The following is a 15,454-nucleotide window of genomic DNA, read 5'->3' as shown; positions in this document are numbered from 1 at the left end:
TATTCCAGTGCAGGAAAAATAAATACGAGGCGTGGGAATAAACCTGCCAGGTCTTCGTCTGACGGGTCCATTTCCAACAAATGGCCTCGAGCCCTGGAGCTTTCTCATGGTTGATCCTTCACCCTCGTCGAGCCGGCCGCCCTTGAGTGCCGCCGCCCTGACACTGCGCCTGAGCGGCATTGCCGTGATTGTTGCCGCGATGGCCGGGCTGTTTGCCTACGTCAATGGCAGCCTTGACCCACAGCGCCTGACACCGGAAGCGCTGGTCAATGTCTTGGAAAAAAACAACGGCGTTCATCCGGGTTTTCGACGCAACCACTCGAAAGGGGTCTGCGTCGCGGGTTATTTCCAAAGCTCGGGCGAGGCCAGCGCCTATTCCAGCGCCCAGGTGTTCTCGCTGCCGCAAACGCCCGTGGTTGGACGTTTCGCCTTGCCCAGCGGCAACCCTTATGCACCGGACGGCAGTGTGCCGATTCGCAGCCTGGCGCTGCGTTTTACCCAGGCCAACGGCCAGCAATGGCGCACCGGCATGAACAGCATGCCGGTGTTTCCGGTGGGCACCCCCGAAGCCTTCTACCAGCTCCAGCAAGCCCAGTCGCCGGACCCTGCCACAGGGAAACCGAATCCCGCGGCCGTACCGGCGTTCTTTGCCGCGCATCCCGAAGCCGTGCCGTTCCTGCAATGGATCAAGACCGCCAAGCCGTCGGCCAGCTACGCCACCGAAACCTATAACGGCATCAACGCCTTCTATCTGGTCAACCCCGCCGGGCAGCGCCAGGCCGTGCGCTGGGGCGTGGTACCACTGAGCCAGGACGTTGCCGATGCGACGCCACCTCAAGGTGCCGACTTCCTTGAACACGACTTGGCGACGCGTCTCGCCGCCGGGCCGTTGCGCTGGCAACTGAACATCACCTTGGCCAACCCGGGGGACCCGGTGAACGACGCCAGCAAGGCCTGGCCCGCTGACCGTAAGGTGCTCAACGCCGGCACGCTGGTGCTGGAGCGCACCCAGGCGCAGGACAACGGTGAATGCCGCGACATCAACTATGACCCGCTGATCCTGCCCCAAGGGATCGAAGGGTCTGACGATCCGCTGTTGGTCGCGCGTTCCGCTGCTTATGCCAGTTCCTATCTACGCCGTACCAGTGAAGTGAGCCAATTGCCCGCCACCCAGGAGTCCCGCCCATGAGCGCCCCTCGTCACTTCGCACCGCTGGCTCGGCTGCTGCACTGGCTGATGGCATTGATGATCATCGCCATGCTGTTTATCGGCGCCGGCATGGTCGCTTCGGTGTCCGCGCGCCATGAATGGCTGCTGCAGTTGCACAAACCATTGGGCATCGCGATTTTGTTGTTGGTGATCGTGCGCCTGGTGGTGCGTTTCACTACCCGCCAACCACCGCTGCCGGCCGATCTGCCGGGCTGGCAAGTGCTGGCGGCAAACGTCTCCCATGTGCTGTTGTACGCCTTGATGCTGGTTCTGCCCCTGTTGGGCTGGGGCATGATTTCGGCGGCGGGGGATCCGGTGATGCTCGGTAACTGGTTGCAACTGCCTTCGATCCTGCCCGCCCACGCCCAGACGTTCGCACTGCTGCGCAAGGCCCACGGGTACCTGGCTTACTTGTTGTTCCTGACCGTGCTGGTGCATCTGGCGGCGGCGCTGTTTCACGCGTGGGTGCGCCGGGATGAGGTGCTGGACAGTATGTTGCGCGGCAAGGGCTGAAGTGGGTGAACGACTCAAAATACTGTGGGAGCGAGCTTGCTCGCGATGACGGCAGCACAGCCAATATCTCTGCAAGCTGACCCGCCGCTATCGCGAGCGAGCTCCCACAGGGATTCAGGGGACTTGGATGATGGTGGGAGCAAAGCTCGCTCCCACCCAGCGTATCCACTTTGGATAGGGTTGATCAGGTCGTTGGATCAGCGCAATTGGTCAACCATGGCCTCAATGGTGCTCAACACATCCTTGCCCAGTTGCATCGAGCGTTTGCCAGACCAGCCGGTGATCGGGTTCGGGTGATCGTCATGGTCCTTGAATGGCATTTCCAGGGTCAGGGACAGGCAGTCATATTTCTGTCCGACCGCGTTACAGGCCAGGGTCATGTTGGCCTGGCCCGGTTCGTCGCGGGTGTAGCCGTGAGCGGTCTGGAAGTCTTTGGTCTGATGCTTGAGGTGGCTGCGAAAGCGCTCTTCGAGTTCGGCGATGCGCGGCGTGTAGCCCGGGTTGCCTTCGCAACCGGCGGTGAAGACATGGGGAATTTCCTCATCGCCGTGAGCGTCGAGGAACAGATCGACGCCGTACTTTTCCATTTGCTGCTGGACGAAAAAGACTTCGGGGCTGATTTCCGGACTGGCGTTCTGCCAGGCGCGGTTGAGGTCCTGGCCCATGGCGTTGGTCCGCAGATGACCGTGGAACGCCCCGTCCGGGTTCATGTTCGGCACCAGGTACAGGTCGGCCTTGGCGAGCAACCGGTTCAGTTGCCCATCGTCATGCTGCTGGAGGCGTTCGATCACGCCCTCCATGAACCACTCGGCCATGTGCTCACCGGGGTGCTGCTGGGCGATGATCCAGATTTTGCGCCGGCCCTCGGCACCGTTGCCCTTGCGCAGCAATTGAATGTCACGGCCTTCCACGCTTTTACCAACGGCCAATAGCTCGGTGCCGGCCTTGTGTTGCGCTTGCTCGATCAGCCAGTCATGACGGCCACGGCTGTAGGGTTCGAAGTAGGCGAACCAGGCATGGGGTTGTTCGGCTTCCAGATGAAAGCGCAGGGCGTCGCCTTCAAACTGGGTCGGAATGCGGAACCAATTGACGTGATCGTAGGAGGCAACGGTCTGGTAGCCCGTCCAGGCCTTGTTGTAAGACGATTGACTGGCATTGAGCAGGCGGAAGGAATATTCCTGGCCGACGTGCAAGCCGCTGGCCTTGAAGTGGAACCACTGGAAATGGGCGCTGCGGGTGTCGGGCCTGATCTTGAGCAACGACTGCAACGGGTTGCTGATGTCGACGACTTCGATGTTGCCGCTGTCGAAATTGGCACTGATATCAAAGGAAGATTTAGCCACGGTCACGATTCCTGGAAAGGATTTTCATGGCCGTTACTTTACACGCAAGAAAGGGCAAACCGGGACGATTTACGTCACCTAAACGAGGGGGCGTCCTCCCTGGACGCCGAGCCAGCTTAGAGAGTCTGCAATTGATTCTCAAGTGCTGGATGTCGATAGTTTTCGTCCGAGTGGCGGGGGGACGTTTGTAAACGGATATTCATTTGCTATCATCGCCGCCATCGAATTGGCAGCACCCCAAAAAGACTTCATTAGCCTGAAGACATAAGCCGAAAAATCGGCAAAAAAAGACCCGGCAAAAAGCCGGGTCAAAAACCGTGATTAGCCTGATGAGGAGATATTCCAGAAGTCCGACCTAAGGTCTTCTGGTCTATCGACTGATCTCGCGATCAGCTGATGCAATAATAATCATTATCATTTGCAAGTCAAATGGTTTTATCGCATCGATTGGAAAATTTTTTCTCGTCGTCCGCGTTCGCGACGACATTCCCAAGGTTACCGCTAGCGAGTAGGGTAGCCATCCAGGGATCGGTCAAGCATCACCTTGACCAGATCGATCATGTGCACCACCGAAAATGCCAGGTCACGGCTCGAACCGTCTAACTGGTTGGCCGACTCATGGGCGGTTGCCGCTGCACAGCGCAGCAGGTCGCACGCATGGACCAGGGCTTCCTCCGCGCTGACGCTGTGGCTGACCTCGAAAAAACGATGTTCTGCCTGGGCTGGCGAAACACCTGGTTTCAAGTAGTAATCGAGGGCGCGTTTGGCTGCCGGGCAATCCTGCAATGAAGGGAACGTGCCGTCGAAAGGGCTGCTGGGCTGGTCTGTATTGGGTGTGTCCATGGCGATGAAAATCTCCGTGTGAGGGGCTGAACTCCTGAATCCAGAATAGTACTTACCGTAATTGTGACGACAATTTAAATACTACAATTTGTGTTTTGCGGGTCGGAGCCACCCACGTATCGTGCCGCACATGGATAAATGGATAGAGTTGGTCAAGGCCAAGATGAAGGAGCTGCGCATCACGCAAGTGGTGCTCGCAGAGCGGTTGGGAATGTCCCAGGGCGGCGTCGGCCATTGGCTGACCAAGCGCCGGCAGCCCAGTGTCGACGACATGAACCGGGTCCTGCGGGAGCTGGGGCTGGAGTTTCTGGAAGTGGCCATGGTGATCCGCGAGCCGGACACCTCCACCGAAGAAGGCATGGCCCTGGCGCAGAAGTACAATCCGTACTTCCGTTACCCGATCAGTGAGTGGCACGAGGTTGGCGAGGTTCGCGAAGGCGATCCCGGCGCCTACAGCCAGGCGCGCTACGAACTGACGGACTACCACGCCCTGGGCGATGCATTCTGGCTGGTGGTGGTGGGCGATGCGATGACCGCACCCAGTGGGTTGAGCATTCCCGAGGGCATGTCGATCCTGGTGGATCCGGCCATCGAGGCGGTGCCCGGCAAACTGGTGGTCGCCTGCCTGCCCGGTAGCAGTGACGCGACCTTTCGCAAACTGATCGAAGAGAGCGGGCAGCGTTACCTGGTTCCGCTCAATCCGACTTACCCGAAAAACCTGTACACCGAGCAATGCCGCATCATCGGTGTAGTGGTGCAGGCCACCATCAGGTTCTGACTGGATCGGCCCTGGGAGCGGGCCGATGCCTATTCTTCGAACGCCACCAGGGCACTGCCCTCGCTGACCATTTCGCCTTCCTGGCAATACAGCGCCTTGATCACACCGGCCTTGGGCGCACGAATGCTGTGCTCCATTTTCATGGCCTCCAGTACCACCAGTTGAGCCCCGGCTTCCACCGTCTGGCCGACACCCACCAAGACCCGCACGATGCTGCCGTTCATGGGCGCGACCAGGCCGCCTTGATGGCTGTGGCTGGCTTCGGCAGCGGCCAGCGGGTCGTACAGGTCGATCCGATGCAAGTCACCTTCCCATTGCAGGTACAGGCTGTCGACCTGGCGAATGGCCCGATGGCTGCGGCGCACACCGTGGTGCTCGATCGTCAGTCGCTCACCCTCGAGTTCCGCGCAATGGGCTGTGACGTCCAGCGTCAGCGCACGATCCTGGCCTTCACAGCTCAGGTGCAGGGTGGTTTCCCTCGGCAACCCCAGGCGCATCCCGGTGGTGCTGGCCCACGGTGAACCGGCGTCATCGCCACGTACGTGCGGTGCCAGGCTCAAGGCGACTCCCTGGGCGGCGGCGAACCAGAACGCGTCATCCAATTCGCTGGGCTCTGGCAGTAATTGCGCCTGGTAACGTGGGATAAATCCGGTGTCCAGCTCTGCCGCCGCGAAGGCGGGATGGGCGACGATTCGGCGCAGAAACCCGATATTGGTTTTCAGCCCGCCAATGACAAACTCATCGAGCATGCTCAACAGCCGCAAGCGCGCCTGCTCACGGTCTTCACCCCAGGCAATCAGCTTGCCGAGCATCGGGTCGTAGAACGGCGAGATTTCATCGCCTTCTTCAACCCCGCTGTCGACCCGCCGACCCGGCCCCTCGGCCGACTCGCGATACAACGCCAGGCGCCCGGTGGCCGGCAGGAAATCGTTGCCCGGGTCCTCGGCATACAACCGCACTTCGATGGCGTGACCGAGCAGCGGCACTTGCGCTTGAGTGATGGGCAATGGCTCGCCTTGGGCGACGCGAATCTGCCAGGCCACCAGGTCCAGCCCGGTGATCGCCTCGGTGACCGGGTGCTCGACCTGCAACCGAGTGTTCATTTCCATGAAGAAAAATTCGCCCCGGGCATCCAGCAGGAACTCCACCGTACCGGCCCCGACATAACCGATCGCCTGGGCCGCGCGCACGGCGGCTTCCCCCATCGCCCGGCGCAGTTGCGGGGTCAGGCCGGGGGCGGGGGCTTCTTCCACGACTTTCTGGTGGCGGCGTTGGATCGAACAATCGCGCTCGTTGAGGTACAGGCAATTGCCGTGTTGATCGGCAAAGACCTGGATCTCCACATGGCGCGGCTTGAGCAGGTATTTTTCCACCAGCATCCGTGAATCGCCGAACGAGGACTGTGCTTCGCGCTGGGCCGAGGCCAGGGCTTCGGCCAGTTGGCTGACGTCCTCGACGACTTTCATGCCTTTGCCGCCACCGCCGGCAGTGGCCTTGAGCAATACCGGGTAGCCGATGCGCTCGGCGGCGTCGCGAAAGGTCTCCAGATCCTGGGCTTCGCCGTGATAACCGGGCACCAGGGGCACACCGGCGGTTTCCATCAGCGTCTTGGCCGCCGATTTGCTGCCCATGGCGTCGATGGCCGAAGCCGGTGGGCCGAGGAAGATCAGCCCGGCATTTTCAATCGCCCGGGCGAACCCGGCGTTCTCGGACAGAAAGCCATAACCGGGGTGGATGGCCTGGGCGCCGCTGGCTTTCGCTGCGGCGATCAGTTTGTCGATTTGCAGGTAACTGTCGGCGGCTTTGCTGCCGCCCAGGTCGACGCGAATGTCGGCTTCACGGCTGTGGCGGGCATCACGGTCGGTGGCGCTGTGTACGGCAACGGTAGTCAGGCCCATGGCCCTGGCGGTGCGCATTACGCGGCAGGCGATTTCGCCACGGTTGGCCACCAGCAACGTGGTGAGGGCAGGGGCGCTCATCGACGCGGCTCCTTGTTGTTATTCGACTCGGCTTGCCAGTTCGGCGCACGTTTTTGCAGGAAGGCGCGCAGGCCTTCCTGGCCCTCCGGGCTGACGCGGATGCGGGCGATGGCGTTTTCGGTGTAGCGCCGCAGCGCCGGGGTAAGGGCGCCGTTGCCGACTTCACGCAGCAGTTCCTTGCTGGCGCGCATGGCGGCCGGACTGTTGAGTAACAGGTTGTCGATCCACTGTTCGACCTGCTGGTCCAGGGTCTCGACTGGGTAACTTTCCGACAGCAAACCGATCTCTTTCGCACGTTGCCCGTCGAAGCGTTCAGCCGTCAGGGCATAACGACGCGCCGCCCGTTCGCCGATGGCTTGCACCACGAACGGGCTGATCACCGCCGGCGCCAGGCCAATGCGCACTTCCGACAGGCAGAACTGTGCTTCATCGGCGCCAATGGCCATGTCGCAAGCACTGATAAGCCCCAGCGCGCCGCCAAACGCCGCACCCTGGACGACGGCCAGCGTAGGAATTTTCAGTTTGGCGAGGTTGTACATCAGTTCTGCCAGTTCCCGGGCATCATCGAGGTTGGTGTGGTAGTCGAGTTCGGCCGATTGCTGCATCCAGGCCAGGTCGGCGCCGGCGCTGAAATGCTTGCCGCGACCGCGGATCAGCAGGAAGCGCAGGTTAGGATCGCTGCTGACGTGGTCCAGGGCGAGGATCAGTTCGCGGATCATTTCGGCGTTGAACGCGTTGTTTTTCGACTCGCGGCTGAGCCACAGGGTGGCAACGCCCCGTGGGTCGCTGTGCAGTTCGAGGGTGTTGAAATTATCCATGGGCATTCCTCGTTTACATCCGGAACACGCCGAAGCGGCTCGGTTCGATAGGCGCGTTCAGTGACGCGGACAAGGCCAGGCCCAATACATCGCGGGTCTGGGCCGGGTCGATGACGCCGTCGTCCCACAGTCGCGCGCTGGAATAGTAGGGGTGCCCCTGTTCTTCGTACTGATCGAGGATCGGCTGCTTGATCTCGGCTTCCTGCTCGGCGCTGAAGGGGTGGCCGCTGCGTTCGGCCTGTTCACGCTTGACCTGCACCAGCACGCCGGCCGCCTGCTCGGCACCCATCACGCCAATCCGCGCGTTTGGCCACATCCACAGGAATCGCGGGTCATAGGCGCGGCCGCACATGCCGTAGTTACCCGCGCCGAAACTGCCGCCGATGATCACGGTGAATTTCGGCACTTTGGCGCAGGCCACCGCGGTCACCAGTTTGGCGCCATGTTTGGCGATGCCGCCGGCTTCGTATTTCTGCCCGACCATGAAACCGGTGATGTTCTGCAGGAACAGCAGCGGGATCCCGCGCTGACACGCCAGTTCGATGAAGTGCGCGCCTTTCTGCGCCGCCTCGGCGAAGAGGATGCCATTGTTGGCCAGGATCGCGACCGGGTAGCCATGCAAATGAGCGAAACCACACACCAGGGTCGTGCCGAACAGCGCCTTGAACTCATTGAACACCGAACCGTCCACCAGTCGCGCGATCACCTCCCGCACATCGAACGGCTGCTTGGCATCGGCCGACACCACACCGTACAGCTCGTCACTCGAATACAGCGGGGCGATGGGTTGGCGTTGCTGCAGCTCACCGAGTTTGCGCCAGTTGAGGTTGGCCACGCTGCGTCGGGCCAGGGCCAAGGCATGTTCGTCGCTGTCGGCATAGTGATCCGCCACGCCGGAGATCTTGCAGTGCACATCGGCACCGCCCAGGTCTTCGGCACTGACCACCTCGCCGGTGGCGGCTTTCACCAAGGGTGGGCCGGCGAGGAAAATCGTCGCCTGCTGGCGGACCATGATCGCCTCGTCCGCCATGGCCGGCACATAGGCACCGCCGGCGGTGCAGGAACCCATGACCACGGCGATCTGCGGGATGCCCTGGGCACTCATGTTGGCCTGGTTGAAGAATATCCGGCCGAAGTGCTCGCGGTCCGGGAACACTTCATCCTGGCGCGGCAGGTTGGCGCCGCCGGAATCCACCAGGTAAATGCACGGCAGGCGATTCTGCTGGGCAATGGTCTGGGCGCGCAGGTGTTTTTTCACCGTCAGTGGATAGTAGGAGCCACCTTTGACCGTCGCGTCGTTGGCGACAATCATGCATTCGACGCCTTCCACGCGGCCGATGCCGGCAATCACGCCGGCCGCCGGCACGTCTTCGCCATAGACGTCGTGGGCCGCCAATGGGCTGATTTCCAAAAACGGCGAGCCCGGATCCAGCAGCCGGTTGATGCGTTCACGGGGTAGCAACTTGCCCCGCGAGGTGTGCCGCTCCTGGGCCTTGAGGCCGCCGCCCTGGCGGATTTGCGCGAGCAGGGTGCGCAGGGCCTCGACGTGTCCGAGCATCGCCTCGCGGTTGGCGATGAACTCCGGCGAACGCGGGTTGAGCTGAGTGTGCAGCGTGGCCATGGTCAGCTCCGTTAGCGGGTTTCGTTGAACAGTTCGCGGCCAATCAACATCCGACGAATCTCACTGGTGCCGGCACCGATTTCGTACAGCTTGGCGTCACGCAGCAGACGACCGGCGGGGAATTCATTGATGTAGCCATTGCCCCCCAGGATCTGGATGGCGTCGAGGGCCATTTGCGTGGCGCGTTCGGCGCTGTAGAGGATCACCCCGGCGGCGTCCTTGCGGGTGGTTTCACCGCGCTCGCAAGCCTGGGCCACCGCATACAGGTAGGCGCGGCTAGCGTTGAGTTGGGTGTACATGTCCGCGACCTTGCCCTGGATCAGCTGGAATTCGCCGATGCTCTGGCCGAACTGTTTGCGGTCGTGGATGTAGGGCACGATCAGGTCCATGCAGGCCTGCATGATCCCGGTCGGGCCGCCGGACAGCACCACGCGTTCGTAGTCGAGGCCGCTCATCAGGACTTTTACGCCACCGTTGAGCGCGCCGAGGATGTTTTCTTCCGGCACCTCGACGTCATCGAAAAACAGCTCGCATGTGTTGGAACCGCGCATGCCGAGCTTGTCGAATTTGTTGCTGCGGCTGAAGCCTTTCCAGTCGCGCTCGACGATGAAGGCGGTGATGCCGTGAGGTCCCTTTTCCAGGTCGGTCTTGGCATAGATCACGTAGGTGTTGGCATCGGGGCCGTTGGTGATCCAGGTCTTGCTGCCGTTGAGCACGTAATGGTCGCCACGCTTGTCGGCTCGCAGTTTCATCGAAACCACGTCGGAGCCGGCGTTCGGTTCGCTCATCGCCAGGGCGCCGATGTGTTCGCCGCTGATCAGCTTGGGCAGGTACTTGGTTTTCTGTTCGTGATTGCCGTTGCGGTTGATCTGGTTCACGCAGAGGTTGGAGTGGGCACCGTAGGAGAGGGCGACCGAGGCCGAGCCGCGGCTGATTTCTTCCATCGCCACCACGTGGGCCAGGTAGCCCAGGCCAGCGCCGCCGTATTCTTCCGGTACGGTGATGCCCAGCAGGCCCATGTCACCGAACTTGCGCCACATGTCGGCGGGAAACAGGTTGTCGATATCGATCTGCGCTGCCCGGGGGGCCAGCTCGGCCTTGACGAAGGCCTGCACCTGGTCGCGCAACATGTCGATGGTTTCGCCGAGGGCAAAGTTCAGGGATGGGTAGCTCATGGGACACCTTTGGCTTTTTTATCGGGTGCGGAGAGCGGGGAGTGGCTCTCACCTTTACGTTAACGTAAGCCTGCGGTGAGAAGCTGTCAATCGCCCTTTACGTTAACGTCAACTTGGGCCAGAGTAAGTGTCCACCAAGGCATGTTGTTGCATCAGGTTACCGCTACACCCACTAATAAAGACAAGAGGGGGCGTCATGGATCAACCCGGTTCGCATTCGCAGCTCAGCTACACCCGTGGTTCTGCGGCCAAGGCCTTGCTGGCCCAAACCATCGGCGAGGTTTTCGACCAGACGGTGGCCCGTTATCCGGAGGGCGAGGCGTTGGTGGTTCGCCATCAATCGCTGCGCTACACCTGGCAACAACTGGCCGAGGCCGTCGATCTGCACGCCCGAGCGTTGTTGGCGCTAGGCTTGAAAACCGGCGATCGCCTCGGCGTGTGGGCGCCCAATTGCGCCCAGTGGTGTATCAGCCAGTTCGCCAGTGCGAAGCTCGGTGTGATTCTGGTCAACATCAATCCGGCCTATCGCGTTTCCGAACTCGAATACGTGCTCAAACAATCCGGATGCCAATGGCTGGTGTGCGCCGGTGCGTTCAAGACCTCGGATTATCACGCCATGCTGCAAACGCTGGCGCCAGAGCTGGCAGAGCAACCGATCGGCCAGATGCAGAGTGAGCGCCTGCCGGAGTTGCGCGGTGTGATCAGCCTCGATTCCCAACCACCGGCAGGCTTCCTGCCCTGGTCGCAACTGGCCGCCCTGGGCGCGGCGGTGACGCCTGGACAACTGGCCGAGCGTCAATCCAGCCTGCGGTTCGATCAGCCGGTGAATATCCAGTACACCTCCGGCACCACGGGCTTTCCCAAAGGCGCAACCCTCAGCCATCACAACATTCTCAACAATGGGTACATGGTTGGTGAAAGCCTGGGCCTGACGGCCGGCGATCGGCTGGTGATCCCGGTGCCGCTCTACCATTGCTTCGGCATGGTCATGGGCAACCTGGGCTGCATGACCCATGGCAGCACCATGATCTACCCCAACGATGCCTTCGACCCGCTGCTGACGCTCAAGGCCGTGGCCGAAGAAAAAGCCACTGCGTTGTATGGCGTGCCCACGATGTTCATTGCCCTGCTGGACCAGCCGCAGCGAGGCGACTTCGACCTGTCTAGCCTGCGCACGGGCATCATGGCCGGGGCCACATGCCCCATCGAAGTGATGCGACGGGTCATCAACGAAATGCACATGGCCGAAGTGCAGATTGCCTACGGCATGACGGAAACCAGCCCGGTGTCGTTGCAGACCGGTCCTTCAGACGAACTGGAACTGCGTGTAACCACCGTCGGCCGCACCCAGCCGCAACTGGAAAGCAAGATTATTGATGAGGCGGGCAATCTCGTCTCGCGGGGCGCTGTCGGCGAATTGTGTACCCGCGGCTACAGCGTAATGCTCGGCTACTGGAACAACCCCAAGGGCACATCCGATGCCATCGACCCGGAGGGCTGGATGCACACCGGCGACTTGGCGACTATGGATGAGCAGGGCTACGTCTGCATCGTCGGGCGTAACAAGGACATGATCATCCGTGGAGGGGAGAACATTTACCCCCGTGAGCTGGAGGAGTTCTTCTTCACCCACCCGGCGGTGGCGGACGTGCAAGTGATCGGCATCCCGTGTTCACGCTATGGCGAAGAAATCGTGGCGTGGATCAAGTTCCATCCTGGCCACAGCGCCAGCGAGCAAGAGCTGCAAGCCTGGTGCAAGGAGCGCATCGCCCACTTCAAGACGCCGCGTCATTTCAAATTCGTCGAAGAATTCCCCATGACCGTCACCGGCAAGATCCAGAAATTCCGCATGCGCGAGATCAGCATCGAAGAGCTGCGCGATAAGCAAAACTAGCCCCAATACTGTGGGAGCGAGCTTGCTCGCGATGGCGGTGGGATAGTTGACAGATAGGTTGGCTGTGTCGCCGTCATCGCGAGCAAGCTCGCTCCCACAGGGGGAAATGTGACATCCGGGAAAGCACAAAGGGGAGCCGAAGCTCCCCTTTAATTTTGTCGTCGCGTGCTCTTTTTTTATTATTGAGGGGCGGCCTGTTGTTGTTTTTGGTAGCCGTGGCCCTTTACCGCTGTTTTTGGCGATCCCCATCCGGGATCAAGAGCAAACGTATTTTTTTGAGCGCTGATCTGCTTTTTCGCCTGGCGATCCAACCGATTCGGGAGCTACCTGAAGGTAGTTTTATTGTTCTCTGCCCGGTTGCGGGTTGCTCCTGGAAGCACCCTGAAAAGCACATCTTCTCCAAAAAAATCTGTTAGCTGCGTCTCTGCCGTGTTGTTTTTGTTATGTCAGAGTCGTTTCGTCTTGTTTTTATTGGGTTTGCTGCGTTTTTTTATTCTTGTTATGCAAGAGATATAGCAGGTGGCGTGCCAACTTTTAAAAATCTATATAAATCAAATACTTGTGATTTTCGCCTGAAAATTCTGACCGACCAAACCTGACAAATTGTTTCCGTGTTACTCGTTTCGCCCCTGTTACAAAGCCGGCGGTAACACCTCAGTGTGCGTTGCGGGCCTTGGCCACGCGCGAACCACTCGGGCGGCCGAGCACATCACAAATCTGTCGGCCCGCGGCGATCAGTGCGTCCAGGTCGACACCGGTTTCGATACCCAGCCCGTCGAGCAGGTACAGCACGTCTTCGGTGGCGACGTTACCGCTGGCGCCCTTGGCGTACGGGCAACCGCCAAGGCCGGCGATGGAGCTGTCGAACACCGCGATGCCTTCCAGCAGGCTGGCGTAGACATTGGCCATGGCCTGGCCGTAGGTATCGTGGAAGTGTCCAGCGAGTTTGTCCCGGGGCACCTCGGCGCCTACCACCTCGAACAGCCTGCGTGTGGCGCCAGCGGTACCGGTGCCAATGGTGTCGCCCAGGGAGACCTCATAGCAGCCCATCGCATACAGTTCCCGGGCGACCCACGCCACCTGCTCAGGCTTGACCGCCCCTTCATAGGGGCAACCCAGCACGCAGGACACGTAGCCGCGCACACTGACACCGTGCTGTTTTGCGGCCGCCATGATCGGCGCGAAGCGCTCCAGGCTGTCCTTGATGGAGCAGTTGATGTTGCGCTGGGAAAACGCTTCGGACGCGGCGGCGAACACCGCCACCTCTTTCACGCCCGCCGCCAGCGCATCTTCAAACCCCCGCAGGTTCGGCGCCAGGGCGCCATAGGTCACGCCGGGCTTGCGCTGGATCTGCGCGAACACCTCGGCGGACCCGGCCATTTGCGGCACCCACTTGGGCGAGACAAAACTGCCGACTTCGATATAGCCCAGGCCGGCGGCGCTCAGGGCATCCACCAGGCGCACCTTGTCGGCGACGCTGATGGGCTGTGCTTCGTTCTGCAGCCCGTCGCGGGGGCCGACTTCGATCAAGCGTACAAAGGAGGGGAGGGACATGGGGATTGACCTGTGGTGAGTTGCCAATATGTCGAGCGCAATGATGAACCCATTGTGGGAGCGAGCTTGCTCGCGATAGCGGTGTGTCAGCCACATCAACTCCAACTGATCCGACGCTATCGTGAGCAAGCTCGCTCCCACAGGGAGAGTGTTACTGGACGATTTCCTCGCCCTTGATTGTCTGCTCCAACGCCTGGATGCAGCGTTCTTCGGCGGTGTCGAGTTCCAGTTTCATCTGTTCGATGTCCAGCAATTGCTGTTCGAGCTGTTCCCGGCGCTCGGCGATTTTCGCCAGCATGCTGTGCAGCTGTTTCTGATTGCCGCTGGAGGGGTCGTAGAGTTCGATCAGCTCGCGGCACTCGGCCAGGGAAAAGCCAATGCGCTTGCCGCGCAGGATCAGCTTCAGGCTGACCTTGTCCCGCGGCGAATAAATGCGCTCCTGGCCCCGTCGCTCCGGGCTCAACAGGCCTTGTTCTTCATAGAAACGGATGGCCCGTGTGGTGATATCCAATTCGCGGGCGAGGTCGGAGATGCTGTAGGTCTGGCTGCTCATGGAAGCGCTCGAAACGAAAGGGGCTGGCGCTAAGCTAAAGGCAGGTTGACGTTCGCGTCAAGCAGTGAGGTTCTGCACAAAACCCTGTGGGAGCGAGCTTGCTCGCGATGGCGTCGTATCAGTCGCCATGGATATTGGCCGGTCTACCGCTATCGCGAGCAAGCTCGCTCCCACCGTTTCGATCTTTTAAACCTTATCGAGCTTCTTCTCATGGGCCGTCACCTGTTGGCACAGCTCGATCATCTGCTCGCGCATCCAGCGGTTGGCCGGGTCCTGGTCGGTGCTTTCGTGCCAGTAGAGATGGGTCTCCACCGGGGGCACGTCGTTGACCGGGAGCAGGAAGGCGTGCAAATCGTGACGCCGTGCAAAGCGCTCGGGAACGGTCATGACCATGTCGGTCTGCTGCAGCACCTGGGAGGCCATCAGGTAATGCTGGGAACGCAGGGCGATCTTGCGCTGGATGCCCATCTTGCCGAGGGCCAGGTCGACGTAACCCAGCCCGTTGCGGCGGCTGGAAATGTGCACGTGGGTCTGGGCCAGGTAATCATCGAGGGTGATCTTTTCCTTGCCCGCCAGCGGATGGCCCTTGCGCATGGCGCACACGTAGCGATCTTCCATCAACTTGACGTGGCGCACCTGTGGGTCGGTATTGAGCGGCGCGTCCACGGCGAAGTCGAGGCGGCCGGCGGCCAGTTCCTTGGTGGTTTCACGGCGCTTGGACAGGAAGCTCTCGATCGCCACGGTTGGCGCCAGGCGGCGCAGGCGCTGGAACAGCAGCGGCAGGATCACGCCTTCGGTGAGGTCGGTCATGCTGATGCGGTAGGTCTTGACCGCCTGCAGCGGGTTGAAGATCCGGCTTTCCTGCACCGACACCCGCAGCAGCGACAAGGCATTGCGCACCGGGCCGATGATGTTCTGGGCCATGGGCGTCGGCACCATCCCTTGGGCGGTGCGCACGAAGAGCGGGTCGTTGAAGGTCTCGCGAAGACGCGCCAGGGCATTGGACACCGCTGGCTGAGTGATGCCGACGATCTGCCCGGCGCGGGTCAGGTTGGCTTCGGTGTAGATCGCATCGAAGACAATGAAAAGGTTGAGGTCGACCTTGCTCAGATTCATGGCGCTGCACTCTTATTTTTGGGCTTGTTCTTAGGCTTGTTGTGAGGTGCCGGGTGGC

General features: G+C 61.0%; 13 protein-coding genes. 4 read left to right on the top strand and 9 right to left on the bottom strand.

The window, feature by feature from the left end:
- Positions 1-106: 106 nt before the first annotated feature.
- Together AO356_RS01620 and AO356_RS01615 are read left to right on the top strand one after the other, a co-directional pair.
- The gene (locus tag AO356_RS01620) at positions 107-1,189 is read left to right on the top strand and encodes a catalase family peroxidase (RefSeq protein ID WP_060738304.1); all 1,083 of its coding nucleotides are present in this window, start codon (positions 107-109) and stop codon (positions 1,187-1,189) included.
- Positions 1,186-1,722, top strand: coding sequence for a cytochrome b (locus tag AO356_RS01615; RefSeq protein ID WP_060738303.1), 537 nt, complete (start codon positions 1,186-1,188; stop codon positions 1,720-1,722). Before AO356_RS01620 ends, AO356_RS01615 begins: the two co-directional genes overlap by 4 nt.
- A 197-nt stretch (positions 1,723-1,919) precedes the next feature.
- Here AO356_RS01615 and AO356_RS01610 read toward each other — a convergent pair whose 3' ends face one another.
- Entirely contained in the window at positions 1,920-3,071 is a 1,152-nt protein-coding gene (locus AO356_RS01610; protein ID WP_060738302.1) for a M14 family metallopeptidase, read from the bottom strand.
- A gap of 495 nt (positions 3,072-3,566) precedes the next feature.
- Complete coding sequence (locus tag AO356_RS01605) at positions 3,567-3,908, bottom strand: DUF6124 family protein (RefSeq protein ID WP_060738301.1); 342 nt, start codon at positions 3,906-3,908, stop codon at positions 3,567-3,569.
- 130 nt (positions 3,909-4,038) lie between these two features.
- On the opposite strand from AO356_RS01605, the gene AO356_RS01600 reads away from it, so the two are divergent.
- Complete coding sequence (locus tag AO356_RS01600; RefSeq protein ID WP_060738300.1) at positions 4,039-4,686, top strand: LexA family protein; 648 nt, start codon at positions 4,039-4,041, stop codon at positions 4,684-4,686.
- 29 nt (positions 4,687-4,715) lie between these two features.
- On the opposite strand, the gene AO356_RS01595 is transcribed toward AO356_RS01600, so the two are convergent.
- The 4 genes from AO356_RS01595 to AO356_RS01580 are packed head-to-tail and all read right to left on the bottom strand — an operon-like array spanning position 4,716 to position 10,279.
- Positions 4,716-6,665: an acetyl/propionyl/methylcrotonyl-CoA carboxylase subunit alpha gene (locus tag AO356_RS01595; protein ID WP_060738299.1), complete on the bottom strand. Its 1,950-nt coding sequence runs from the start codon at positions 6,663-6,665 to the stop codon at positions 4,716-4,718.
- Positions 6,662-7,483, bottom strand: coding sequence for a gamma-carboxygeranoyl-CoA hydratase (locus tag AO356_RS01590; protein WP_060738298.1), 822 nt, complete (start codon positions 7,481-7,483; stop codon positions 6,662-6,664). Before AO356_RS01590 ends, AO356_RS01595 begins: the two co-directional genes overlap by 4 nt.
- A gap of 13 nt (positions 7,484-7,496) precedes the next feature.
- Complete coding sequence (locus AO356_RS01585) at positions 7,497-9,104, bottom strand: carboxyl transferase domain-containing protein (RefSeq protein ID WP_060738297.1); 1,608 nt, start codon at positions 9,102-9,104, stop codon at positions 7,497-7,499.
- A gap of 11 nt (positions 9,105-9,115) precedes the next feature.
- Positions 9,116-10,279: an isovaleryl-CoA dehydrogenase gene (locus AO356_RS01580; protein WP_060738296.1), complete on the bottom strand. Its 1,164-nt coding sequence runs from the start codon at positions 10,277-10,279 to the stop codon at positions 9,116-9,118.
- Positions 10,280-10,475: 196 nt separating this feature from the next.
- On the opposite strand from AO356_RS01580, the gene AO356_RS01575 reads away from it, so the two are divergent.
- On the top strand, positions 10,476-12,173 hold the full coding sequence (locus AO356_RS01575) for an AMP-binding protein (protein ID WP_060738295.1): 1,698 nt from the start codon (positions 10,476-10,478) through the stop codon (positions 12,171-12,173).
- A 654-nt stretch (positions 12,174-12,827) separates the two neighbouring features.
- Here AO356_RS01575 and AO356_RS01570 read toward each other — a convergent pair.
- The 3 genes from AO356_RS01570 to AO356_RS01560 form a co-directional block, all read right to left on the bottom strand.
- Positions 12,828-13,727 carry a hydroxymethylglutaryl-CoA lyase gene (locus AO356_RS01570; RefSeq protein ID WP_060738294.1) on the bottom strand — a complete coding sequence of 300 codons (900 nt, stop codon included), beginning with the start codon at positions 13,725-13,727 and terminating at the stop codon, positions 12,828-12,830.
- A gap of 151 nt (positions 13,728-13,878) precedes the next feature.
- On the bottom strand, positions 13,879-14,280 hold the full coding sequence (locus tag AO356_RS01565; RefSeq protein ID WP_057447765.1) for a MerR family transcriptional regulator: 402 nt from the start codon (positions 14,278-14,280) through the stop codon (positions 13,879-13,881).
- Positions 14,281-14,466: 186 nt separating this feature from the next.
- A complete protein-coding gene (locus AO356_RS01560) occupies positions 14,467-15,396 on the bottom strand; it encodes a LysR family transcriptional regulator (RefSeq protein WP_060738293.1) in 930 nt (309 codons plus the stop codon).
- Between the last annotated feature and the right edge of the window lie 58 nt (positions 15,397-15,454).

This window comes from Pseudomonas fluorescens, assembly GCF_001307275.1.
Lineage (GTDB): Bacteria > Pseudomonadota > Gammaproteobacteria > Pseudomonadales > Pseudomonadaceae > Aquipseudomonas > Aquipseudomonas fluorescens_AA.
The sequence above is the reverse complement of the archived record's forward strand: the minus strand, read 5'-3'. Positions and strand labels throughout refer to the sequence as shown.